The organism is Streptomyces sp. NPDC046931, from assembly GCF_040644655.1.
Lineage (GTDB): Bacteria > Actinomycetota > Actinomycetes > Streptomycetales > Streptomycetaceae > Streptomyces.
Window position 1 is genome coordinate 1 of sequence record NZ_JBEYWX010000026.1, and the last position, 23,173, is coordinate 23,173.

Annotated in this window: 24 protein-coding genes, 1 tRNA gene and 1 pseudogene; 6 read left to right on the forward strand and 20 right to left on the reverse strand. The window is 68.5% G+C overall.

The features are described from left to right. Positions 1–149: 149 nt before the first annotated feature. The 9 genes from ABZ876_RS31835 to ABZ876_RS31875 all read right to left on the reverse strand — a co-directional run bounded on the left by ABZ876_RS31835 (position 150) and on the right by ABZ876_RS31875 (position 9,006). Positions 150–761, reverse strand: a complete 612-nt coding sequence (locus ABZ876_RS31835; protein ID WP_361788472.1) for a phosphoribosylanthranilate isomerase — start codon at positions 759–761, stop codon at positions 150–152. Positions 762–790: 29 nt separating this feature from the next. Beyond that, positions 791–1,405: a LysE family translocator gene (locus ABZ876_RS31840; protein WP_361788474.1), complete on the reverse strand. Its 615-nt coding sequence runs from the start codon at positions 1,403–1,405 to the stop codon at positions 791–793. Between the two features lie 114 nt (positions 1,406–1,519). After that, a complete protein-coding gene (gene trpC / locus ABZ876_RS31845) occupies positions 1,520–2,338 on the reverse strand; it encodes an indole-3-glycerol phosphate synthase TrpC (protein WP_361788476.1) in 819 nt (272 codons plus the stop codon). Position 2,339: 1 nt separating this feature from the next. Further along, complete coding sequence (trpD, locus tag ABZ876_RS31850) at positions 2,340–3,362, reverse strand: anthranilate phosphoribosyltransferase (RefSeq protein WP_361788478.1); 1,023 nt, start codon at positions 3,360–3,362, stop codon at positions 2,340–2,342. Continuing rightward, complete coding sequence (locus ABZ876_RS31855; RefSeq protein WP_361788480.1) at positions 3,362–5,467, reverse strand: NAD(P)-binding protein; 2,106 nt, start codon at positions 5,465–5,467, stop codon at positions 3,362–3,364. The genes trpD and ABZ876_RS31855 overlap by 1 nt, the downstream gene beginning before the upstream one ends. A 98-nt stretch (positions 5,468–5,565) precedes the next feature. Further along, positions 5,566–6,279 (reverse strand): YggS family pyridoxal phosphate-dependent enzyme, encoded by a 714-nt coding sequence (locus ABZ876_RS31860; RefSeq protein WP_361788482.1) that lies wholly within the window; start codon positions 6,277–6,279, stop codon positions 5,566–5,568. A 14-nt stretch (positions 6,280–6,293) separates the two neighbouring features. Then, on the reverse strand, positions 6,294–6,995 hold the full coding sequence (locus tag ABZ876_RS31865; RefSeq protein ID WP_361788484.1) for a phenylalanine--tRNA ligase beta subunit-related protein: 702 nt from the start codon (positions 6,993–6,995) through the stop codon (positions 6,294–6,296). 54 nt (positions 6,996–7,049) lie between these two features. Then, positions 7,050–7,652: a pyridoxamine 5'-phosphate oxidase gene (pdxH, locus tag ABZ876_RS31870; protein ID WP_361788486.1), complete on the reverse strand. Its 603-nt coding sequence runs from the start codon at positions 7,650–7,652 to the stop codon at positions 7,050–7,052. 100 nt (positions 7,653–7,752) lie between these two features. Further along, entirely contained in the window at positions 7,753–9,006 is a 1,254-nt protein-coding gene (locus ABZ876_RS31875) for a hypothetical protein (protein WP_361788488.1), read from the reverse strand. Between the two features lie 487 nt (positions 9,007–9,493). Between ABZ876_RS31875 and ABZ876_RS31880 the strand changes: the two genes are divergently transcribed. Next, positions 9,494–9,564: transfer RNA gene (locus ABZ876_RS31880), tRNA-Cys, on the forward strand. 127 nt (positions 9,565–9,691) lie between these two features. Here the strand turns inward: ABZ876_RS31880 and ABZ876_RS31885 are convergent. From ABZ876_RS31885 to ABZ876_RS31910, 6 genes and pseudogenes are all read right to left on the reverse strand, one after another. Beyond that, positions 9,692–10,393 carry a DUF305 domain-containing protein gene (locus tag ABZ876_RS31885; protein ID WP_361788490.1) on the reverse strand — a complete coding sequence of 234 codons (702 nt, stop codon included), beginning with the start codon at positions 10,391–10,393 and terminating at the stop codon, positions 9,692–9,694. Positions 10,394–10,757: 364 nt separating this feature from the next. Next, positions 10,758–11,129 carry an ATP-binding protein gene (locus ABZ876_RS31890; RefSeq protein WP_361788653.1) on the reverse strand — a complete coding sequence of 124 codons (372 nt, stop codon included), beginning with the start codon at positions 11,127–11,129 and terminating at the stop codon, positions 10,758–10,760. Then, positions 11,045–11,497, reverse strand: coding sequence for a SpoIIE family protein phosphatase (locus tag ABZ876_RS31895; RefSeq protein WP_361788654.1), 453 nt, complete (start codon positions 11,495–11,497; stop codon positions 11,045–11,047). Before ABZ876_RS31895 ends, ABZ876_RS31890 begins: the two co-directional genes overlap by 85 nt. Continuing rightward, a pseudogene (locus tag ABZ876_RS31900) lies at positions 11,472–11,855 on the reverse strand (SpoIIE family protein phosphatase); the annotation flags it as partial. The pseudogene ABZ876_RS31900 and the gene ABZ876_RS31895, both read right to left, overlap by 26 nt. Positions 11,856–12,087: 232 nt before the next feature. Then, positions 12,088–13,674 (reverse strand): Na+/H+ antiporter, encoded by a 1,587-nt coding sequence (locus tag ABZ876_RS31905; protein ID WP_361788492.1) that lies wholly within the window; start codon positions 13,672–13,674, stop codon positions 12,088–12,090. A 420-nt stretch (positions 13,675–14,094) separates the two neighbouring features. Beyond that, positions 14,095–14,544 carry an SgcJ/EcaC family oxidoreductase gene (locus ABZ876_RS31910; RefSeq protein ID WP_361788494.1) on the reverse strand — a complete coding sequence of 150 codons (450 nt, stop codon included), beginning with the start codon at positions 14,542–14,544 and terminating at the stop codon, positions 14,095–14,097. Positions 14,545–14,642: 98 nt separating this feature from the next. Between ABZ876_RS31910 and ABZ876_RS31915 the strand changes: the two genes are divergently transcribed. Further along, positions 14,643–15,173, forward strand: a complete 531-nt coding sequence (locus tag ABZ876_RS31915; protein ID WP_361788496.1) for a MarR family transcriptional regulator — start codon at positions 14,643–14,645, stop codon at positions 15,171–15,173. A gap of 180 nt (positions 15,174–15,353) precedes the next feature. Here the strand turns inward: ABZ876_RS31915 and ABZ876_RS31920 are convergent, their stop codons facing one another. After that, positions 15,354–16,013, reverse strand: coding sequence for an isochorismatase family cysteine hydrolase (locus ABZ876_RS31920; RefSeq protein WP_361788498.1), 660 nt, complete (start codon positions 16,011–16,013; stop codon positions 15,354–15,356). Positions 16,014–16,068: 55 nt separating this feature from the next. Here ABZ876_RS31920 and ABZ876_RS31925 point away from each other — a divergent pair, with 55 nt between their 5' ends. Continuing rightward, positions 16,069–16,581: a PadR family transcriptional regulator gene (locus ABZ876_RS31925; RefSeq protein ID WP_361788499.1), complete on the forward strand. Its 513-nt coding sequence runs from the start codon at positions 16,069–16,071 to the stop codon at positions 16,579–16,581. Between the two features lie 371 nt (positions 16,582–16,952). On the opposite strand, the gene ABZ876_RS31930 is transcribed toward ABZ876_RS31925, so the two are convergent. Both ABZ876_RS31930 and ABZ876_RS31935 read right to left on the reverse strand, forming a co-directional pair. Beyond that, complete coding sequence (locus ABZ876_RS31930; RefSeq protein WP_361788501.1) at positions 16,953–17,864, reverse strand: squalene/phytoene synthase family protein; 912 nt, start codon at positions 17,862–17,864, stop codon at positions 16,953–16,955. A 412-nt stretch (positions 17,865–18,276) separates the two neighbouring features. Beyond that, the gene (locus ABZ876_RS31935) at positions 18,277–18,528 is read right to left on the reverse strand and encodes an ADP-ribosyltransferase domain-containing protein (protein WP_361788503.1); all 252 of its coding nucleotides are present in this window, start codon (positions 18,526–18,528) and stop codon (positions 18,277–18,279) included. A 159-nt stretch (positions 18,529–18,687) separates the two neighbouring features. Between ABZ876_RS31935 and ABZ876_RS31940 the strand changes: the two genes are divergently transcribed. Next, the gene (locus ABZ876_RS31940; RefSeq protein WP_361788505.1) at positions 18,688–19,482 is read left to right on the forward strand and encodes an AraC family transcriptional regulator ligand-binding domain-containing protein; all 795 of its coding nucleotides are present in this window, start codon (positions 18,688–18,690) and stop codon (positions 19,480–19,482) included. Positions 19,483–19,559: 77 nt separating this feature from the next. Here ABZ876_RS31940 and ABZ876_RS31945 read toward each other — a convergent pair whose 3' ends face one another. Both ABZ876_RS31945 and ABZ876_RS31950 read right to left on the reverse strand, forming a co-directional pair. After that, positions 19,560–20,609 (reverse strand): aldo/keto reductase, encoded by a 1,050-nt coding sequence (locus ABZ876_RS31945; RefSeq protein ID WP_361788507.1) that lies wholly within the window; start codon positions 20,607–20,609, stop codon positions 19,560–19,562. A 147-nt stretch (positions 20,610–20,756) separates the two neighbouring features. Then, positions 20,757–21,803 carry a Gfo/Idh/MocA family oxidoreductase gene (locus ABZ876_RS31950; protein ID WP_361788509.1) on the reverse strand — a complete coding sequence of 349 codons (1,047 nt, stop codon included), beginning with the start codon at positions 21,801–21,803 and terminating at the stop codon, positions 20,757–20,759. Positions 21,804–21,968: 165 nt separating this feature from the next. Here ABZ876_RS31950 and ABZ876_RS31955 point away from each other — a divergent pair, with 165 nt between their 5' ends. Then, positions 21,969–22,481, forward strand: coding sequence for a hypothetical protein (locus tag ABZ876_RS31955; RefSeq protein WP_361788511.1), 513 nt, complete (start codon positions 21,969–21,971; stop codon positions 22,479–22,481). Positions 22,482–22,772: 291 nt separating this feature from the next. Further along, positions 22,773–23,138: a hypothetical protein gene (locus ABZ876_RS31960; protein WP_361788513.1), complete on the forward strand. Its 366-nt coding sequence runs from the start codon at positions 22,773–22,775 to the stop codon at positions 23,136–23,138. Positions 23,139–23,173: the final 35 nt, after the last annotated feature.

Here is a 23,173-nt window from a genome sequence, read left to right on the forward strand (position 1 = left end):
TGCACGGTCGCGCCACACAGGTAGATCGAGACACAACCCGGCCGGAGCGGGGCGAAGTCACGGATCTGCCGGGCACTGGTGTCGTACAGGCGAATGGCCACGCGTGTCTCCCTGCTTCTCGTGGCGGTGACGCTCATGGTTGACGGAAATCAGGCGTGGGCGCGGGCGGACTTGATGAACGCTGTGATCAGCTCCGGGTCCTTGACCCCTCGGCTCTGCTCGACACCGCTCGACACGTCGACGCCCCATGGACGGGTGACTTCCACGGCGTTCTGCACGTTGTCCGGCGTGAGGCCGCCGGCGAGAAGCCACTTCTCGCCGGGGCTGGTGAGATGCTTTCTGGTCCAGTCCCAGGGGGTTCCCGAGCCTGGAATCGGGGCGTCCAGGAGGAGGATGTCCTCTCCCATTTCCCCGCAGCGTGGGACGTGGTCGCTGAACGCGGTGCCGCGAATCAGCGTCCAGCCTTCGCGGGCCAGGTCGTCGTAATATCCGCGGCCCTCCTGCCCGTGCAGCTGGACGCCCGAGACACCGGCGATATTGGCCAGGGACCGCACATCTCGCAGTGGCTGATTACGGAAGACTCCGACGGTCAGGACGTTTTCCGGAACGCGGCGGCACAGCTTGGCGGCTGTGCCGGCGCTGACGCGGCGCGGACTGTCGGAGAAGACGAAGCCGATGGCGTCGGCTCCCTCTTCGACGGCCGTGTCCACGTCCCTTTCGGTTCGCAGACCGCAGATCTTGATGAACAGGCGTTGACTCACGCTGGGGCTCCGTTGCGGAGTTCGATGTGTCAGCTGGTGGTCATCGCCAGCTGCAGGCCGATGCCCACGAAGGCGGCGGCGAAGGTTCGGCGCATCCAGGCGAGGACCTTCGGCCGGGAGATCACATGGTCCCGGACCGCTGCCGCGAACGCCCCGTAGAGGACGAAGACGACGAAGGTCATCACCATGAAAACCGTGCTCAGTTCAAGCATGGGCGCGACGGAGTTCTTCGCGTCCACGGGAACGAACTGAGGCAGGAAGGCCAGGAAGAAGATCGAGAGCTTGGGGTTCAGGAAGTTGATCAGGATGGCGGTTCCCGTGATCCTGGCGGCCGAGGTATCGCCTTCCTGACGGTCTTCGACCTTCAGGGTGCCCTGTTCACGCAGCGTGTTCCAGGCCATGTACAGGAGGTAGGCCACGCCCAGGTACTTGAAGGTCTGGAAGACGACCGCACTGGTGTGCAGGATGGCCGCGAGGCCCGCGATCGCCGCCGCCAGATGCGGGACGATGCCGAGAGTGCAGCCGAAGGCCGCTACGACGCTCTTGCGAAAGCCCCGGGACAGCCCGGTTGCGATCGTGTACAGAGCGCCTGTTCCCGGTGACACGACGATGACGAACGATGTGATCAGGAACTGGATGCTCACGGATGCCGCTCCTTGGTCCTTGTCATGGCGTCCGCAGGGGAAGCCGTCTCCACGCCGGGTTCCGTGCCTGGCCCCGGCGCGGCAGACCGCCGTGTGCTACCGCAGATGCCTGGTCTACTCAACAGTCGGAACGCTACCGGGTGTTGTTGAGATCAGCTCGCGAGTTGCGGATTCAACATCGTCGCGTCGCATCAGGCTTTCGCCGATCAGGAAGGTGTGAATTCCTGCCTTGGCGAGACGGTCGAGATCCGGTCGTCCCTTCAGTCCGCTCTCGCCGACGACGACCCGCTCCTCCGGGACCTTCGAGGCGAGGGACTCTCCGGTGGTGAGCGTGGTTTCCAGCGTCCGGAGATTGCGGTTGTTAATACCGAGGAGGCGTGAGCGCAGTCGCATAGCGCGGTCCAGCTCCTGCTCGTCGTGAACCTCGACCAGTACGTCCATGCCCAGACCGAGCGCGGTGTCCTCCAGGTCCTTGGCCGTCGCGTCGTCGACGGCGGACAGCAGGAGCAGAATGCAGTCGGCTCCCCAGGCCCGGGCTTCGACGACCTGATAGGGGTCGTACATGAAGTCCTTGCGCAGGACCGGGAGGGCGGTCGCCGCCCGCGCGGCCGCGAGATGTTCGCGGCGGCCGTCGAAGGACGGACCGTCGGTCAGGACGGAGAGGCAGGCTGCGCCGCCCCGCTCGTAGGCCTGTCCCAGGGCGGACGGGTCGAAGTCGGTGCGGATGAGACCGGCCGAGGGACTGCGTTTCTTGATCTCGGTGATCAGCGCGTATCGGCCCTGGGCGAGGCGCCGCTCGATCGCGGTGAGAAATCCCCGGGGCGCCGGAGCGGCTTCTGCGCGGCGCTGCAGTTCGGGCAGTGCGACCGACTTCTTCGCGGCGGCAATCTCCTCGCGCTTGTAGGCTTCGATCCGCGTCAGAAGGTCACTCACGTCAGTCTCCTGTTCTGTGCGAGGCTGCGGCCAGCCGGTCGAGACACCTCTTGGCCTGGCCGGAATTGATTGAGTGCTCTGCCATCGCCACACCGTCCACCAGACCGGCGGCACGACCGGCGGCCACCAGCGCCGCCGCCGCGTTCAGCACGGCGACGTCGCGATAGGGGCCGCGCTCGCCGTCCAGCACCGCGATCAGCGCCTTCGCGTTGCTCTCCGGCGGGCCGCCGCGGAGGTCCTCCGGCCGGCAGCGAGGAAGACCCACGTCCTCGGGCGTGATCTCGTAGGTCCGCACATCTCCGTCGAGAAGTTCGGCGACGGTGGTGGGACCGGTGCCGGTGATCTCGTCGAGTCCGTCCGAGCCGTGCACTACCAGAGCGCGCTTGGAGCCGAGCTCACCCAGCACCCGTGCCATCGGTTCCACCCATTGCCGGGAGTACACGCCGACCAGGTGGTGGCGCACTCCGGCCGGATTCAGAAGCGGTCCCAGGATGTTGAAGATGGTCCGGGTGGCCAGTTCGATCCGTGCGGGCGCCACGTGTTTGAGCGCGGGGTGGTGGGACGGGGCGAACATGAAGCCCACGCCCGATGCTTCGATGCACCGCTCCACTCCGGCAGGGTCCAGCCCCGTCTTCACGCCCAGGGCACCGAGCACGTCCGCCGCGCCGGACCGGGAAGACAGTGCGCGATTGCCGTGCTTGGCCACGGGGACGCCCGCGCCGGCCACGATGAACGCGGCACAGGTGGAGATGTTGTACGACCCGGAGCCATCACCTCCTGTGCCCACCACGTCCACGGCCCCTTCGGGAGCCGCGACGCGGCGCATCTGCGAGCGCAGGGCGGTCGCGGCTCCGGTGATCTCCTCGACGGTCTCGCCGCGGACCCGCAGCGCCATGAGGATGCCGCCCACCTGAGCCGGCGTGGGCTCGCCGGACATCATCTTGGTGAACACGTGTGCTGACTCCTCGCGAGTGAGCGAGGCACCATCGGCGACCTTGCCGATCAGTGACCGGAAGCGCTCCATCAGACCCCCACCTCCGCGTCGGCGCCCCCGGCCGGGAGGGGCTGGTCCCAGTCGAGTTCGACGTTCTCCCGCCGGTACGGGGTCCAGTCGGTGAGCCCCGTGTCCAGGGTCCGCGCGAAGAGATGGCCGCTGTGTACGGCAGCGGCGATGATGCCCGGGCCCAGACAGTCGCCGATGCGTACGACCCTGCGCACACCGGCCTGCGCCAGTTCCTCCGGATTCCACTGCCCGAGTTCGTGATACAGGCCGTCCCGGGGCACCATGCTCGTGGCCAGGACCACCGCGTCGGCCTGGACGGCCGTCTCGCGGCCGGTGTAGACGCATGCCAGATGGGCCCTCCCCGCCCCCGTGCGGGACAGCGCGGTCGACGTGTGGACCGATGCGCAGAGTTCGAGCACGCGGCGGCCGACACGGCGCTGCTCCGCCGTGTACTGGGTGAAGGCGGCGACCATGCTCTCGGGAGTGACGAAGGTGACCTCGCACCCCTCCGTCACGAGTCGTTCGGCGAGGACGGTCGCCATGTAGTAGTGGTCGTCGTCGAACAGGACGACCCTCCCCGCAGGAAGGCGGCCCTCCATGATGTCGTCCGGCGTGAAGACCGGCAGCTGGTCCAGTCCGGGAATGGGAGCGAGGTGATGCCGGCCGACTCCGTCCCGCCGCCAGCCGGCACCGGTCGCCACGGCTACGAGCGAGCATTGGGCCTCGCGCACGAGATCGCCTGTGACCTCGTTGCCCGGCAGCAGCTGTACGTTGGGCATCGAGCGCAGCTGCTGAAGACGCCAGTCCCGGATCCGGGCATAGGTCCCGAGACCCGGCAGACGGCTCTCACGGGTCACCCGGCCGCCGAGCTCGCGGTTGCTGTCGGCGAGTATCACGCTGTAACCGCGCTGGCCCAGTGCCCGAGCCGCCTCCAGACCGGCAGGACCGGCTCCGGCGATCAGCACCGTGTCGTTCGTCGTGCGAACCTCGATCTTCTCGGGGTGCCAGCCCCGGCGCCATTCCTCGCCGGTGGTGGGGTTCTGTGTGCAGCGGAAGGGCGCCCCGGCCCGGTCGTAGGCCACGCAGATGTTGCATCCGATGCACTCGCGGATGTCGTCGAAGCGCCCCTCCTCGATCTTGCGGGGAAGGAAGGGGTCGGCGATCGACGGGCGTGCGGCGCCGATGAAGTCGAGCGTTCCACCGCGGATCATCGAGACCATCGTGTCGGGCGAGGTGAACCGGCCCACCCCGACGACCGGTTTGGTCGTGACGCTCTTGACGAACTTGACGTACTGCTCCTGGTAGCCCTCGTCGGTGAAGCGCGCGGTGGCACCGTCGTTGTCGAAGTTGCTGACGTTCACGTCCCACAGGTCGGGCAGTTCCGCGAGCATTTCGACGACGTCGTAGCCCTCCCCGTCCGCGGTGAAACCGCGCTCTCCCATCAGCTCGTCCACGCTGAAGCGCACGGCGACCGCGCAGGTGTCGCCGACAGCCTCCTTCGTGTCCTCGATGAGCTCACGCAGGAGACGGGCCCGGTTCTCCAGACTCCCGCCGTACTCGTCTGTGCGCTGGTTGCGCCGGCGGGAGAGGAAGTTGACGGGCAGCGTCATGTCGTGCCCTGCATAGATGTAGACGATGTCGAAGCCGGCCCGCCGCGCATTGAGCGCGGCCTCGCGGTGCCAGCGGCGGAAAGCCCGGATGTCGCCCTTGTCCATGGCCCGTGCCGTGCCCGGAAAGATACCGCGGGTCGCCTCCACGCTCGGGGCGATCGGCACGGTACGCGACTCCAGGTTGCTCACATGCGCGCCGTTGTGGGCCAACTCGACCCCGGCGAGAGCGCCGTGCTCGTGGATGAGATCGGTCGCCTTGGCGAGGTAGGGGATGTCCTTGGCGTCCCAGAGGCGGATTTCACGCTGGTGGTTGCCGGAGTGGTGGATATCGCACTGCTCGGAGCAGACGACCCCCCAGCCGCCTTCCGCCTTGACGGCGCGCATCGCGGCCATCGAGCTCGGATAGGCGCGCCCCATGCCGTTGCAGTGGGGCACTTGGTAGAAACGGTTCTTGGCGGTGACCGGGCCTATGCGGACAGGTTCGAAGAGTATGTCGTAGCGCGCGGGGCGGACCATGGTGTTCCTTAGCGGTGTCGTGGTCGTCGTGCGGGGCCGAGGCCCGGGCGGGGCTTCTGGGGACCGTCGGCCCCGGGTGATCGACGAGATCCGCGGACCTACTGGTCCTGACGGGGCGGATAGGGGCGTGCGCCGAAGATCGCGCTGCCGACGCGTACATGGGTGGCGCCGTGCTCGATCGCGGAGGTGTAGTCGCCGCTCATCCCCATCGACAGCAGCTTGAGGCCATTGCGTTGCGCGATCTCGGTGAGCTGCGTGAAGTGCGGTTCCGGGGGCCCGCCGACGGGCGGGATGCACATGAGGCCCACCACATCCAGACGGTGCTTGCCCCGGCAGGTCTCGAGGAACGCGTCGGCCTCCTCCGGCGGAACTCCCGCCTTCTGTGGCTCGGAGCCCGTGTTGACCTGGACGAACAGGCGCGGCCAACGGTCCTGCTGGGCACATTGCTTGGCGAGGGCGGTGCACAGCGAAGCCCGGTCGACGGAGTGAATGACGTCGAAGAGGGCCACGGCCTCACGGGCCTTGTTGCTCTGCAGTGGGCCGATGAGGTGCAGCTCGAGCCCGGAGAACCGCTCCAGCAGGCCGGGCCACTTGTCACGGGCCTCCTGGACGCGGTTCTCGCCGTACACCAGGTGGCCCGCCGAGATGGTCTGTGCAAGGAGATCCGGCGCTACGGTCTTGGACGCGGCGACCAGTGTCACCGACTCGGGGGTGCGCCCGGCCCGGGCGCAGGCCGCCGCCATCTCCTCCCTGACAAGCGTCAGGCCACTGGCCGGGGTGCCGGCGGCCGGCGTCTCGCGGGCGGTGGTCACAAGGGTCTCCCCTCTCAGGAGTACGAGAAGTCGAGGCGGCGATGGGAGGGATCGATCATCGCCGTGGTGACGATCCGGACGCCGAGGTCCGTCAGGCCGCCGTGCAGCTCCGCCTCCATCGCGGCGAGGTCGTCGGCCGCCGTGTCGTGGTGGGCCTCCGACACGATCAGTACTCGATCGGTCTCCGCGGAGACGACGGACTTGCCGCTCTGCCGGTACGTCCACCGCCGCGAGTGGGCGTAGCCCTCCGGGTCCGCGAACACGACCTCGCCCTCGGCCGGGTTCTCCGACTCGCCCTGGAACGTCAGATACGTCTCCGATCCGGTGGCGGGGCGGACCTCGATGCCCTCGGCGACCTTCGACATGTCGAAGGCGGCGATGGGGGTCCCGAAGGCCATCGAAACGTAGTTGAGATAGTCGACGAGGGGGTGGAAGCTCGGCATGTCCTTGCTCTTGCGGTAGCGCCGCAACAGAGCTTCGGAGGCGCAGCGGTACTGGGTGGGTTTGAGCCCCATCCGGGCGAACGCCTCACGCCATGCGGCGATCTCCGGCATCTCGGCCTCGGCGGCCGCGGCCTGACGCCGGTCGATGTCCTCGGCCAGCTTCTTGATCCGCTGGTGGCCCTGCTCGGCCCCGAGCACGTTGTCGGTGACGACGACCAGGGCGCGCAGGTTGGGGTGTACGTCCCAGATCTCGTCCGCATGGGTGAAGTACATGGTGGCGGTCCTCAGAAGGAGTAGTGGTTCACGTGATGACCGAAGCCGGGGATGCTAGGGATAGAGGCGTCCCTTGTCCCAGGCACCTTCGGGCTTCTCACGGCTGAAAACGAGACGATCGTGCAGGCGATACGGCTGGTCCTGCCAGAACTCCAGATAAGTTGGCCGAATGCGGTACCCGTTCCAGTGGGGCGGACGGGGCACGTCGCCCTCGCCGAAACGCGCCGTTTCCCGCTCGACGGCGGCCTCCAGCTCGGTCCGATCGGCCAGCGGCCGGGACTGCCGGCTCGCCCAGGCCCCGATGCGGCTCTGACGCGCACGGGAGGCGAAGTAGGCGTCGGACTCCTCGTCGGTGACGAGTTCGACTGTTCCCCGGAAGCGCACCTGGCGGCGCAGTGACTTCCAGTGCAGCACGGCGGCCGCCTGCATGTTGGCATCCAGTTCCAGGCCCTTGCTGGACCGGGAATTGGTGAAGAAGACGAAGCCCTCGGGACCGTGGTCCTTGAGCAGCACCATGCGGACGTCCGGCAGGCTGTCGCTGCCGGTGGTGGCCAGGGCCATGGCGTTGGGATCGTTGACCTCGCTCGTGCCTGCTTCTTCCAGCCACTGGCGGAAGAGATCGAAGGGATCGTCGGCCAGGATCTGCTGGTTCTGCATGGAAGCTCCTTGCTGGCGTCACAGGGCCGTGGAGACGGGGGTGGGCGGGCGGGGCTCCGCGGCGACGGCTTCGGCCCCGGCCCGCCCGTGGGAAGGCGCGTCAGGCGGCCGCGGGCAACCCGTCGAGCGACTGCTTGTCGGTGAGCAGGTTCCGCCACTTGTCCCGCTCGTCTCCGGGAGTGCTGATCAGCTGGATGACGCCGTCCGCCGTGATCAGGACCTCGGCGGCCGGAGGCACGTTCAGGAACTCCATGTGCTGGGTGGCGCAGTAGGCGCCGACGTCGAGGATCGCCATGTGGCTGTCGGCATCGAGCCCGTCCGGCACCGCGACTTCCCGAGGCAGGATGTAGTCGTTGCGCAGGATGGTGCGTCCGCGTACGGCCGCGCTCGTCGTGGTCTCGCTCTCGATCACCTGCATCGAGGAGTCCAGGAAGAGGACGTTGTGGTTGCGGTCGCGCAGCTGGGCCGAGGGCATGAGCATGCGGCAGCCGTCGGTGACGAGGATGTTCGAGACCGGCGTGGTGATGAGGGAGCGCTCCACGCTCAGCAGGAGGACCCCGGTGTCGGCCAGAACGTCGCGGGCCGGCTCGAAGAGGAGCTTCACGTCCTCCGGAATGTGCATCCGCTGGACCGAGTCCGCGATACGGGCAAAGTACTCCTGCCAGTCGAAATGCTTCTCCGACTCGTCCCACGCGTCGTAGTCGAAGCCGTGGCCGCCGGCGAAGTTGATCGACCGGGCGGTGGGGAAGTACTTCAGGTAGATGGAGAATACCTGCTCGACGATTCCGACCATGTCCTCCAGGGAATTTCCGCTGCCGCAGTACACCTCGAGCCCTTCGAGGTCGCGGTCGTATTCCTTGAGGAGGTTCGCCAGCTGGTCCAGCTCGCCGAACTTGATGCCCGGTTTCCCCGAGTCGAGGCTGTCGATCCGGACGCTGATGGTCGGCGCCTCGGTGCGCAGCGAGTAGGCGACCTCGTCGAGGCTCGCCAGGAAGGTGGGATTCCCCGTCTGGTCCCAGAAAGCGATCTCTTCGTCGGAGACGTGCCCCGGTGAGACGATGAACTTGTCGAATCCGAACTCTCGCAGGAGTCGGTACTCGCTGGGAAGCTGGACGAGTACGCCGACCCCGTCCATCTCCTTCAGGGGCGCTAACACGTGAGGGTTCGAGTTCGGGAAGAACGGTATGTACAGCTCGACCCTGTCTCCCAGGCCGGCTGCTGCCGCGGCGTCCCTTACACGCCCGAGGTTCTTGCGGAACTGCGCTTCGCTGTAGACGAAGGCCGGAGTGCCGACCTGCCCGGCGATGCGAGCGAGGTCGGCCTGTCGGAGCCACGGATGAGCCAGTGCGGTCATGTAGATCCCCCAGAGCCCGCGCGGTTTCCGGGCGCACAGGTAAGGCACGGCTGCGCAGAGAAGCCGGCAGATCCCCCCGTGCGCACCAGGAAGCCGCTGCGGAATGACGTTGGCGACGGTCTGATGGCGCTGCTCAACGTCTATCAACCTTCTTCACAAAGCTGCAATATTTGACACCTTCACTGGCTGAAATCAGATGTCGATGCGTCGGCAAGAACTCGATGGAGCTCCAGGCAGGAAGCGGGAAGCGTCATCTGTCCGAATGTTGAGATAACCCATGCGTGGCCGGAATTGACCTTTATCCCAGCATGTGGACATTCATTTGACGCGTCTGCATGGGTAGCCCCTAACATTGCCTCACTCCTTCGCGCCGCACAGGTTGGCCCGATAGCCGAGCCGCGCAATGGAGCGCTTTCTTCTTACCGTTTTCTTGGCGCGTGCACCAAGAAAACAAGGAGGGCGACCCTCTGGGTATTCCCTCCGGCATGGCCGTGTGCCCGAGTGGTCAGGGAGCCGCCTGCAAAGCGGTTTACATCGGTTCGAATCCGGTCGCGGCCTCTGTGGAGCCCTGCTGTGCCGGCCCTGCGACAAGACAGACGGGGGCACAACCGAGCCGTCATGGCGCCCTTCTGCGCAGGGCGCTGCGGTCAGCGGCCGCCCCGTCCGACGGGGCGGCCGCGCCGCGTCACGACGTCGTCGACTTGCCGTACCAGTCGCGCAGCCAGGTGCGCATCTGCGCGACCTCTGCGCTCTTGCTGGTGACGACGGAGCGGGCCAGGGCGGTCAGCTGGCTGTGGGTGGCGCGCCCGGGCACGGTTCCGGCCACGAGGACGGCTGCCTCGTGGTGGGAGATCATCGCTTCCAAGAACGCCTGATCGACGCTTTCACCCGTGGGCATCGAGGTGAGGTGGCTGGTCATGGCCCCCATGTCCGCTTGCATCGTCCTCATCGTCTTCCAGACGTCCGCAGGCACACGGGCGGCTGCTTGAGCCTGCGTGAGCCCGTCCCAGTCCTTGAGCCAGGTGGTCATTTCGCTCATTTCCCGGTCCTGGGCGGTAACGATCTGTTGCGCCAAGGCCTTGAGCTCGGGGCGTGTGCCGTGGGCGAGCTCCACCTCGGCCATGGCCACGGCCATGCGGTGGTGCGGGATCATGCCGACCACGAACGCCTGCTCGAAAGGGGGCCCCTGTAGCTTCTTCAGGGCGGCGGTGTACTGCTGGGCCGTCCGCACCAGCGGATTCGCGTCGGACTCCTGCTGAATGGCGGCCATTTGAGGGGTGAGAGCGGATGGGACGGCCGCTCCGGCGGTCGGTACCAAAGCGAGGGGCAGGGCGAAGGCGGCGGGTGCGAGAACCGTGGTGACCGCACGGCGCGCGGGAGATGGCATGGGGCCACTTCCTTTCGAAAGCGTTTCCGGATAACCCGAGCCCTCTAAACCTGCCATGGCCGGAAACGGCGGGCAGGTCGGATGGCCGCCGGGCGTGACAGCCGCCGCGGTGAAGGAGCCCCGGGCACGAGGGGCAACGCACGTTCGCGGCACTCCGTACACCATTGGTCCACCCGAGTGACCCGATGGCGCGGCAGACGCCGGCAGCCCGCGATGTGCGCCAGGAGCCGAGAGGCGATTCACGAGGGCTGCAACGTTCGCAGGGGAGACGCGTGTCGGCGGTGCGGCCACGCGCGGGCCTCGGTGCCGTGGTCCGCCTGAGCCAGCTTCCGGCCGGTGCCCACGGCGTCTGCCGCCCACCCGGTCACCCGGGGTGTGTCGTCGTCGAGGGGAGCGCCTGTTCCACCCGGACCGTCTTGCCATCGGGCGTGTACCGCACCCCCCAGTTCCGGGCCAGTTGGGCCACGATGAACAGGCCGCGTCCGCCTTCGTCGACGGTCCGCGCATGGCACAGGCGCGGTGTGGTGGGGCTGATGTCGTGGACCTCGCAGGTGAGCACGCGGTCCTTCACCAGGCGCAGGCTCAGCGGTGCGCTGCCGTGACGGACGGCATTGGTGACCAGTTCGCTGACGATCAGTTCGGTCGCATAGGTCAACTCCTCGTCCACGCCCCAGTCGGCGAGCCGCCCGTGAGCATGCGTGCGCGCCGTGGCTGCCGCTGTGGGGTCCTGGTCCAGAGGCCAGGTGGCGCCGTGATCGGCGGGGAAGGGGTGGGTGCGGGCGAGCAGGAGGATGGCGTCGCCGGGGCCGGTGTTGCCCTGCAGACGATAGAGGACCTCGTCGCACAGGTCCTGCAGCGGAGAGCGTCCGGTGCATGGGCGGGCGCGGACGCCGTATGGATGGCAGGGGTGCAGAGCGCGAGGATGTCGCCTTCGGAGAGGGCGACATGGGTGGTGGCGAAGGGCGGTCCCTCGGCGCTGCCCAGCGTGGGTCCGCAGCCGGTGTCGACCGGTTCCGTCGGGCCGTCGCAGTGGGCGATCACGGGCGGGGACTCGCCGGCGCGAGCGGATGGTGCAGGTGCGGGCCAGGGAGTCGTAGACCGCATACACGCAATGGGTGGTGAGCTCTTGGCGGTGCGAAGGGTCGCCGGGTGGGCGAGCGGCACGTTCCTGAGCGAGAAACAGGGCGGCGTCGTTGAGTCGCGGGAGCAGTTCGTCGGGCTCCAGGTCGAGTGCGGCCAGTAAGTGGAGGACTGTCCGCAGCTGCCCCATGGTCGTGACGGCGTGGATGCCTTGCCCGGTGACATCGCCGACGACGAGCGCGGTGCGGGCACCGGGTAGGGCGAAGGTGTCGTACCAGCCACCTCCTGCTTCGGTGCGCCCGAGCAGCTCCGCCGCCTCGTCGCTCCACTGCACCACTGTCCCGTCACCGTCGACCACCACCAGCGGAGCCTCGCCCGTCACAGGCCATCACCTCCACTCTCAGCCTCCTCCTGGTTGCCATCGCGTGCCTCCGATGCCGGGGGTGCACGGAGGGCCGGGGCAGCGGGGTCTGCGATCGCGGTCCCGGTCTCGACTCGGCCAGACGCCATCGCCCTGGGATCGGCCACGCGCCATCGCCCTGGGATCGGCCACGCGCCATGGCCGTGGGATCGGCCAGACGCCATCGCCCTGTGAACAGCAGGGCTGCTCGCGGTCAGCCGCGGTCGCGGAGGCTGGCTTCTTCGAGGTCGAGTTCACGCTGGATCCGGCGCCGGGTGGCGTTGCTGATCTTGTTCGCTTCGTAGAGGTGCTGGAGTTCGGCCGCCTCGATGGCGATGAGTGCCCGGCGTATCTCACGGTAGGCGTCGGCGGGACGGGCGTCCGGGTCGCTGTAATGGGCGTCTTCGGCCTGGTGAATACGCGCTTCCAGATGGCGACGGGCCTGTTTCACGGCGGCCTCGGCGGCGGCACCCAGCTCGGCGAGCTGATCCAGATCGCCAAGCTGTTTGAGCTCGTCGAGGGCGGCGCGGGCGATGTGCCGGCGCGTCCGGGCCTCCTCGCGGGCGGTGTGCTCCGGTTCCAGAGCGATGCCGGAGCGGCGGACGATGGGCACGAGAGTGAAACCCTGGAAGACAAGGGTGAGCGCGATGGTCCCGGTCGTGAGCGTGAGGATGAGCGCCCGGTGCGGCAACGGCGCCCCCGTCTGGGTGACCAGGGGGACGGAGAGCGCGGCAGCGAGCGGCATGACGCCTCGGGTGCCTGCCCAGGACAGGACGGCCGGAACGCGCCAGGAAAGCCGGCTGTCGCCCTCCCCATGCCGGTGGTGGATCAGAGCGGACAGCGGGAAGACCCACAGCAGGCGGATCGCCAGCAGAGTGGCGGCGATCACCGGCACCCACAGCGGCCAGCCGTGCTCGTCACGCGCGAGCTGACGGACAAGGGAGGGGAGCTCGAGGCCGATGAGGGCGAAGACGACGCTCTCCAGCAGGAAGGCCACCGTGTCGTAGACGGCGTGGACCTGGATGCGGATGGGGGCGTTGCTGAGCTTGTGGCCGGTGCTGCCGAGGACGACCCCGGACACGATGACGGCGGTGACGCCGGAGGTGTGCGACTGCTCCGCAATGACGTACGAGGCGTACGGAGTGACCAAGGCGATGACGGTCTCCAGTATGGGATCCTCGGTCCGTCTGCGGATGAGGGCGACCACTCCGGCGACCGCCGCGCCGATGAGGGCTCCTCCGCCCGCAAGGATCAGGAACTGCTCGACGGTCCCGGACACGGAGACGGCGCTGCCGGAAACCGCGGTGGCCACGGCGACCTTGTACAGGACCAGGGATGTCGCGTCGTTGAACAGACTTTCGGCCTGCACCATGGCCTGCACACGCGGTGGAAGAGACAGGCGCCGGCCGAGCGCGGTAACGGCCACGGGGTCGGTGCTGGCCAGTACGGAGCCGAGGATGAACGCTGTCGCGGTGGTGAGTGGGGTGATCGTCCGGGCGACGTACCCGACGGCGATGGCCGAGGCGACGACCAGGCCGAAGACCAGACCGGTGACAGGGCGCCACACGGTACGCAGGTCGCGGACGGACATTTCCCCGGCCGAGGCGAAGAGCAGCGGGGGCAGCACCAGCACGTTGATCACATGAGGCGGGACGCGAACCTCTGGAACCCAGGGCATCAGCCCGACGAGCAGACCGGCAATCACGAGCAGAGAAGGGGCGGGCAGGCTCCAGCGCCGGGCACCGGTCGCCACTGCGGTGGCCAGCACCACGAGCAGCAGGATGACGGTCAGGCCAGTCATGGAGCGTCCCCGGTGGGTTACGGCTTGTTACCCCCTCTGACCGGATGCTTTATCAACGTAACCGACGGGGACCGGCGACGCAGCCCGCCCGGAACCGCGACGGTCCAGGTGCGGCAGCGGTTGCGGCGGCGCACCTGGGCGTGGTTCAGGCCCCGGCGACGGGTGAGCGCTCCGGGCTCACGGGCAGTCCTCGGCGATCCCGGCGGCTGCGGTTGCCGTACCGGACACGATGCCGGGGTCAGCACCGTCGTCGTCCAACCGCCCCTTCGGGGGCGGGGTCGTAGGTGGCTGCGCGGCACGCAGGGCGAACTGCGGGGTCGGAGCGACGAGGTGGTCCGCAAGGGAGCCGCGAGGGCAGGCGGTGCGTCGGCGACGACGCCGGGCCGGGGCCTGCGCTGCCGCCCGTGACGGCCTCGCACCCTACTTCTCGGCGGCCGGAATGAGGCCGGGGGCGAACCTGTGGGAGATGGATTCCATCAGCGGCCTGCGCTTGGTGTTGTGGAAAGCAGCGATACGCCACTTCCCGTCGTCCTGGTGGACGAGGGTGTACGTCTGGATCTTGGCGAGTTTCTGCGGCCGCTTGCCTTTGTAGGTGTCGCCGCGCCCGTTGACGACGGCTACGTCAGGGCCGAGGAAGCGGATGCCGAGGACCTCGTCCGCCAGCTTGCTGCCCTTGAGGAACCCCGCGAACAGCGTGCGGTGGCTGTCCACGATGTCCTGTCGTCCCTGGTAGAAGGTGCCGACGAAGGTGATGTAGGTGGCGTCCTCGGTGAACAACTCGCCGTACGCCTCGGCATCGTGTCGCTCCCAGGCGGCGACGAGTTCATTCAGTACCGATGTGACGGCGGCGACGTCGTGCGTGGTCGTCATGGCGAACGGCTGCCTTCCTTTTTGGTTAAACTGAAGCAGATACTCAACGGAAGCAGTATCTGCACATGTGCAGATAACTTAGAAGGTGGTTTCGTCGGATGGCAACCCCTGGAGACTCCGTAGACTCCGCAGACTCCGCGGACGCCGCAGATGAGCACGTGATCTTCCGCCAGTACCTGGACGCAGTGGGGCTTCAGGGCCTGGCCGGCGCGGAGGCTGCTGGACTGCATACGTCGGAGTGGTACGCGCTGAGCCTGATCACCCTGGAGGGCAGCCTCACGTCAGGTGAGCTGGCCTCCAGGACCGGGCTGACCACCGGTGCCACCACCCGCCTGATCGACCGCCTCGAGCGGGCCGGCTATGCCCGCCGCGCCGCAGACCCCAAGGACCGCAGGCGCGTGATCGTGAAGCCGGTGCCCGACGGACTCAGCCGCATCGAGGAAGTCCTGGGCCCGCCCCGCCGCCACATCGCCGAGGTCCTGGCGCGTTACACCCCCCAGGAGCGCGCCGTGCTCTTCGACTACTTCAGGCAGGCCGCACCCGCATTCCGCGCGGCAACGGAAGAGATCCGAGCGGCCGCAGCCCCACGACGCAACAGGGCCGCCGCCCGGGCCAAGGACGACGGCTGACCGCGGACAGGTGAGACGTGCCCGCCCGGACCGCCTCACCGGACACACCGGCCCGGTCGTATCAGTCGCATACTCCCCCGAGGGCCGGCTCCTCGCCATGGCCGAATGGGACCACGTCACCCGAGTGGGGAACATTACGGGCCCGTTGAACGGAGTTCACCCTGCCACTCCCCCATCTTCCTACGCATGCTGGGTGGCGGTCAGCCGGCTCGTGATCTCGTCCGCTGTCAGCACGAGCGCGAAACCCTTGCGCAGGACCGCGAGTTCTGGTTCCTGCCGGGTCTCGTCATCGGTGGCCGTGACGTCGGAGCCGAAGACGACCTTGTAGCCGCGCTCATACGCCTGCCGGGCAGTGGTGCCGCAGCAGTAGTTGGTGAGCGTTCCTGTGACGATGACCGTGTCCCGTCCGAGGTTGCGGAGCACTGTGTCGAGCGGGGTGTCGTAGAAGGCCCCGTAGGAGGGCTTGCGGATCAGGACCTCGTCAGCGTGGCGGCCCATCTGGCCCCATACGCGGGCAGGGCCCGGCCGGCGCCAGTCGGTGTCGGCGTGCGGCAGGAACCGCAGGGTGCGCGGCCGGTCCAGTCCGAGATGCGTGTCGTCGAAGAGGGTCCAGATCACCGGGATGGAGACGCCCCTGCATTCTTCGACCAGTTGCTGTAGCCGGGGGGCCATCCGGGTCGCCGCGGGCACCCAGTAGGGGCTCCAGCCAGGCTCCACGAACTCGTCTTGCATGTCGATGACCAGAAGCGCCGTCCGTTCGGGCCGTATGTCGAACGATGCCCGACCGTGCTCGTAAGAGCTGCGCGCACGCGCGGTCACCCATGCCTCGGTGTACGTCACCCTTACCTCCTACATCGTTTCGAGGTACCTCGGTTCGATGTGCGAGAGTAGCAGCATGCTTGAACTCGCGATCCTGGGATTCCTGGCCGAGGGGCCGCTCCACGGTTATCAACTGCGCCACCGCATAGCGCACTTGTCCGGCCATGCCCGGCCGGTCAGTGATGGCAGCCTCTACCCCGCGATCAACCGGCTGGTCAACGCCGGGCTGTTGGACCGGCGAGCAGAACCGGGCGTCTCGGCTGCTCAGCGGCACACCGTGAGCCTGACCGATGCAGGCCGCTCCGAGCTGCTGCGTCGGCTGCGCGATGCCGACGGCCTGGACATCAGCGACAGCACCCGGTACTTCACAGTCCTGGCTTTCCTCTCCCAGATTCCCGACACCGCCGACCAGCACGCAGTGCTGCGCCGGCGGTTGGCATTCCTGGAGCAACCCGCGAGCTTCTTCCACGAGGGTGACCGCCCGTTGTCCGCCGAGGAAACCGACGACCCCTACCGACGCGGCATGCTCACCATCGCTCGAGCTACCAGCCGCGCGGAGCGATCCTGGCTGCGGGAAGTCTTGGGCTGACGGGCTGCCAGTGAAGGCCACTCGAGGCGGGCCACGTACCCGGCTGATGATCGAGCCCACGATGCTGGACGCGCTCGCCGAGCAGGGGGCGGCCCGGCACTACGGCACGGACGAGCCGCAGCCCCTGTTTACCGGGCGTGGCTGGCAGGCGGAGACGACGATGCCGTACGCAGAGGTGGGGCAGGCAATGAGACGATGGCCGCAGAATGGCGCTACGGGCGGGGGCCCACCTGGTGCACGCCACACGGTGAGGACGGGCGTCAGCCGGTCCATGGTCCACACGTGGTGACGCCGGCCGGGCCGCCTTCGAGGACCCGTAATGCGCCGCCGCACGGCTGGTGTTGTGGGCGGCGGCCTTGCCCTGGCGGCAGCTAAGAGCGCCCCTTGCGAGCCTTGCGGCGAGCGCCCAGCAATACGCGTAGCGTGCTCAGGAGTGTCGGACTCGCCGAGCCGCGCAGCAACTTTGCACCACGCGCCAGCGCGGCATCAGCGGTCAGCAACTCGACTTCGACCAGCGCGCCCATCAGCGGGCGGTAAGGGGCCGGAGCCAGGGCGGTCAGCTTCCTGGCCGTCTGCAAGGCGGTCCGAGCCTGCGTTATCTGGTGGCCCAACAGCTCTCGAACACCCGGGACTTCGCGGCCAGCGGCCAAGTCGTCCAGTTTGACTGAGAAGCGTTGCAGCATGTCCGCCGGTATGCCCAGTTGCCCCTCCCGCAGGTCCTCGGCGATGTCGTTGACGAAGTCCAGCCGCTGACTGCCGTCGATGAACGCCCGGCACGCCACCCGATACGGCCCGTCGTCGGTCTCCGGTCCCAGCAGCGTGCCAACCAACATGAAGGCCGGCAGTGAGTAGGCATCCACATAGGCCTGGTAGTCAGCCTCGTCGAGGAATCCGGTGAATTCCAGCTCGGCTGTCGCGGTGGACAGATATTCCTCTACCGGCCTTCGCAGCCGCGGGTATGCAGCAATGGTGTGAGCCAGCGTGCGGAGCAGCGGATCACCGGCGACTCCCGTCTCCAGCACCCGACGTACCCGATCTCCCCAAGACGCCCAAGCTGCGGCTCGCTGCGCCTTCGGACCGGTGTCCAGAAGGTTGTCCCCGTGGTGCATCACGGCCGTCGCCACTACCACGTGGGGCAGCATCGGACGTGGCAGAAGCGTCTGCACTGCCAGGTATGAGGCGCGGCGGAAGCGTGCCACCAGTCGCCGCTGAGCCTCGTAGTCCCCTCGCAGCTCCGGGTCCTGGATCCCCGCAGCGTCCAGGCTCTCTCTCCACGCATTCATGGCACGATCGTAGGCCGGTCGCCTTGTGCGCCCTGGCGGGGTGGGCTGCGGGGTGGCGGGCGGCGCATCGACCACCCGAGGCGACGTCATCGAGGCCTTTGGGCACCGGCTTTTGAGCAACGTGGTTACGGATAGCGTCTGCCGGGTCGGTCTGGCGCTGTATGACGCCGGCCGAGGTAACGACATGGCCGTCGCGGACGAAGACGGGCTCACTTTCCACCCGTACCTGGGGGAAGGCCACGCTGACGGCGCTTGAGAGCTTCCGGGGGCATGACCATGCGCCACCTGACTACGGCGGTGGCCTCTGCTGAGCCGCCGCTTGGCGCGTTGGACGGGTTGCGCGGTCCGTACAGGGCGCCTTGTGGGGCGGCCGCCACCACACCGGAGGGTGGCGGCCGGTGCCGGTGCCTGGTCAGGCCACCAGGGTCTGTTCCTGCAGCTCCGTCAGTCTCACGGTACACAGGCCGCCGCGTTCGGTCCTCACATCTGTCACCTTCAGTTGGGTGCCCGGCGGAAGGATGAACTCCTCCTCGCCGGTGAAGGCGGAGAAGTCTCGAATGCTCACGGCCCGGGCGGGGGTGACCTCGAACAGCGTCCGCTTGCCGCGACTGCCGAGGAACGCCTGGCCACGCTGAGCTCGGACGTGCACGGGGACACGCCCCACCAGGTCACGGTCCGTCCGAGCGGGTACTGCGCACGCAGGTCCAGCGACACTCCGCGCCACAACGACCGGCTCTGGGCGGGGTGTTGCGACACCGCCGAGAACAGCAGCCGCAGATACGGCAGGTACGGGACGAGCCTGGTCCGGTCCGGGGAGCGCGGGGTGGCATTGATCTACCTGCTCCTCGCCTCCTCCAGCCTCGCGGAGGCGGCGGCAGCGGCGGTCCGATATCACCGGTTGGTGAGCGAGGCGGGGGTGGTCGCCCTGGACCGCGGTCCCCGGCGGTCACGGCTCGTCTACCGGCCGTCGGTGGCTCCGGGGACGATGCACCCGCAGCAGGTCGAGGCCATCGTCACCGGCATGGTCACCGCCGCGGGATGGATTGCGCCCGACTGGACGCCCGTGTCGGTCACGTTCGCCCACCCCGCGATCGGCGACCCGCGCCGGTACACGGAGATTCTGCGCTGCCCGGTCGTCTTCGACGCCGCCGAGAACGCTGTCACCGTACGAACCGCGGAGCTGGAGCGCCCTCGCGCCCTGACCGACCCCGAACTGGTCGCGCTGCACCGCCGGCACGCGGACGGCCTGCTCGGCGGCCTGCCGGCGACGGCCATGCTGCGCACACGGGTACGCGGCTGGCTGGACCAGGCCGACCTCCTCCGGGCCGGTCCGGAGGACCTGCGGGACGTTCTGTTCCTCAGCTCCCGGACCCTGCGCCGAGCCCTGCGCGAGGAGGGCACCTCTTGGCGCGAACTCCTCGACGAGGCACGGCACATGCGTGCCTTGCAGTTGCTCCGCACAACCGGCTTGCCCCTTGAGGCTGTCGCCCGCCAGGTCGGACTGAGCGGAGCGGCCGCCCTGGTACGCGCCTTCACCCGCTGGCGCCACATGACGCCCGGCGCCTACCGCCGGCATCACGCACACAACAGCGTCGCCTCACCCGAGGACCCGGCGTAGCAGACCCGTTCATGTGCCGGTTCGGGAGGCTGCTGCAGGGGTGAGGGGGCATCACCAGGCGCCCGTCGGCCCATGCTTCAGGCAGCGGGCCTGGACGCGGCCGGGCGCCGCCGGAGCGCCGGCGTGGTGAGCGACGGCGGAGTCCAGACGCCGTCCGGAGGATAGACGTCGGTTCCGGGCGGCACGATGTCGTCGATCCGGTCGAGGACGGCGTCGTCCAGCATCACGGACGTGCCCTTGAGCGTGCTGCGCAGGTGCTCCATCGTGCGCGGGCCGATGATCACCGATGTGACGGCCGGATGCGCGAGCGGGAAGGCCATGGCCAACTCCGGGAGCGAGCAGCCCACTTCCTCGGCCACGGCAACAAGCTGCTCGACCGCCTCCAGCTTGGCGGCGGTGAGCGGCGCCGACGGGTCGAAGCGGTGCGGGTGCAGGGTGGGACGTCCGCTGCTCAGATCCAGGGCCCGGCCCTTGCGGTAGCGGCCGGTCAGGAACCCCGAGGCCAGCGGGGACCAGGTCAGCACCCCCATTCCGAGGCGTTGCGCGACCGGCAGCACATGCCTCTCGACGCCTCGGGCCAGCAGCGAGTAAGGCGGCTGCTCGGTGCGGAACCGCTGGAGCCCTCGGCGGTCTGCCACGTGATACGCCTCGACGATGTCGTCCGCGGGGAAGGTGGAGCAGCCGAACGTTCTGATCTTGCCCTGACGCACAAGATCGGTCAGGGCGGAGAGCGTCTCCTCGATGTCGGTCGTGTGGTCCGGCCGGTGCACCTGGTACAGGTCGATCCAGTCCGTTCCCAGCCGCCGCAGGCTGTCCTCCACCTCCCGGACGATCCAACGCCTCGAGTTCCCGCCCCGGTTGGGGCCGTCCCCCATGGGAAAGTGGACCTTGGTCGCAAGGACCACGTCGTCGCGGCGGCCCTTCAGCGCCTTGCCGACGATCGTCTCCGACTCTCCGGCCGAGTACATGTCGGCCGTGTCGATGAAGTTGATCCCCTCGTCGAGCGCGGCGTGGACGATCCGGACGCACTCGTCGTGGTCGGCGTTGCCGACGGAGCCGAACATCATGGTGCCGAGGCAGTAGGGGCTGACCTCGATGCCGGTGCCGCCCAGAACGCGGTGGTGCATACGACTCTCCTTGAGGCCAGTCCTGTTGGGGATGTCACGACACTACGCGTTGGAGTCCGCTCCAGGGCAAGCGTGGCTTCCGTTCCGGGCCGGGGCCTTCGGAAGGGGGAAGCCCGGTACCACGTTCAGGACAGGCGGGGACGGCCGTCATGGGGCCGAGGACTGGTCCTTCGTTGCGCCACGCAGCGGTAGCCCGGCGGCGCGGTAGATGCCGTCGAGGACGCCCATGGTCGTCACGGCGTCCCTGGCGGAGGTGAGGACCGGACCGCCGTCGAGCACGGCGGCGGCGAAGGCCGTCAGCTGACAGACATAGCTCGACGGTTTCCGAGACACGCGCTCCCGCCGCACCGCGTGCCGTCCCGAGCCGCGAGGCGCACGGATCGTCAACTGGTGGTAGAGCTGCGGCATCACGAAGTTGGTCACATTCAGTTCGCCGTCCATGCCCACCGCACGGGCCCGGATCGACAACACACGGCGCGACCACATCGACGCACGGACGCGACCGGTCACCCCGCCCGGGAAAGCGAGTTCGGCGCTCATCGCCCGGTCGATACGCGGATCCTTACCCAGAGTGATCATGCGTGCCGAGGCAACTTGCGGATCGCCGGCGCCGAGAAGCCTCGCTGCGTGCACCGCGTAGCAGCCGGCGTCCATCGCCGCGCCGCCCGCCAGCGCGTAGTCGTACCGGATGTCGCTGAAGCGGGGCAGGGGGAAGCAGACCTCGGCCTCGACGTGGCGCAGCTCACCCAGTTCGCCGCTCGTCACGACCTCGCACATCCGCTCGGCGAGCCGGTGGTAGCGGTAGTGGAAGGCCTCCATCACCACCAGGCCGCTGCGCGCGTAGGCTGCGTCGGCGGCGTCCGCGACGCGCTCGGCTTCGGCGCGGTTGGCAGTGAACGGCTTCTCGCACAGCACATGCTTGCCTGCCTCGAGAGCTTTCAGTGTCCACTCGGCGTGCAGACCGTTGGGCAGGGGCACGTACACGGCGTCCACCTGTGGGTCGGCGAGCAGCGTGTCGTAGTCGGTGTGCACGACGGGGACGCCGTGCTTGCGGGCGAATGCCTCGGCGCGTGTGCGCTCGCGTGCCGCGACAGCGGTCACGGTGACACGCGGCGTCTGCCGCGCGGGCCTGATCAGCGCACTCGGCGCGATGGCGGCTGCCCCGAGCAGCCCGATTTGAAGGTTGCCGGGCACGGGGACCAGTGTGCCGGCACTGCTGCAGGGTGCGGAATCCGGGCTGTAGCTCACCTCGCTGAATCTCGCGTCGTGTCACCGAGGGAGAATGCGCCCGACGTGATCGCCGTCAGCCGCGACCCAGGAGCATCGTTGTCCCCTACGTCATCGTCAGCCTGCGCCCGGTTGGGGCTTGCGGCTGCTCTCCTCCTGCCGGCCGTCTTGCTCGGCGCATGCTCCGCCGCCGGCGGCGACGGCTGCCGTGACACGGCCGACCAACTCGAGTCGCTGGCCGCCCAGCCGCTGCTCGACGCGGCTCCGGCCGGCGCGGTGGCCCCGGCCAACTACCGCGGCGTCGGCGCGACCACCGGATGCGACGACGACAGCCCCGGAAGGCCCTGGCTGCACGCCGACCATCTGTACGCCTATCCGGGCAAGCCCGACGACGTCGTCGCCCACTACACGAGGATCGCCGCCGCGGCCGGCTGGCGCCTTGAGGCGGACCCGGCACCCGGGGCGCCGCCCGCCGGTGTCGAGGGCGCCTGCTGGGCCAGGACCGCACAGGGCCGGCACCTGCTGCTCAGCGTCGACTTCCGTACCGCCGGCTTCTCACCCGCACCGGAGGTGGGCACGGGCATCGCCTACGTCGTATCGGTAGGCACCCAGCCCGACGGCAGCACGGACACCTGCTGGCACTAGGCGCTCGCGTCCGGGCCGGTTGAGGCCCTCATCGGCGCGTGCCCGGACCGTCGGTGCGGTGAACACCGCTCCCCGGGTGCGTCGACCACCCACAGCGGAACCGCGAACTCCGTTCCTTCTCCCCGGGTTGGCCGTTCCCCGCGAAAGTGCCTGAGCCCGGCGGTTTCCCTGCCGCCCGAATCACCGGGCAACGGGAAACCCGTCGACCTGGCGTTGCCCCGTGAGCAGGCTGGAACCGTCAGCACCAAGCACGTCCTGCGGTCCGCAGGACACCGCACGAGGGGAACAACCATGCGCACCATCTTCCGCGGCGCCGCCGCGCTGGCGACCGCCGCTGCGGCCGTGGTGGCACTGGGCGGTGCGGCTCAGGCCAAGCCGGCGGGCGACTGGGCCGGCTGCCCGTCCGGCGCAGTCTGCATCTACCCGCAGAACCAGAATCCGGCCGTCTCGCCCAGCCAGATCTACTACAGCTACGGCCCCCACAACCTGAGCAACCAGTACGGATGGCACTGGGTGCTCAACAACCAGTACGGCGGCGCGACCGCAAGCCTGTGCACCGGCTACAACGGCAGGGGCTGCGGAGCCCCGTTCGCGCAGCAGACTGGTGTGTGGGCCGATCTCACGCCCATCAACTCCATCACCCTCAACCGGCCCTGACCGGCACCGACAGCGCTTCCGGAACCGCCCTCTCC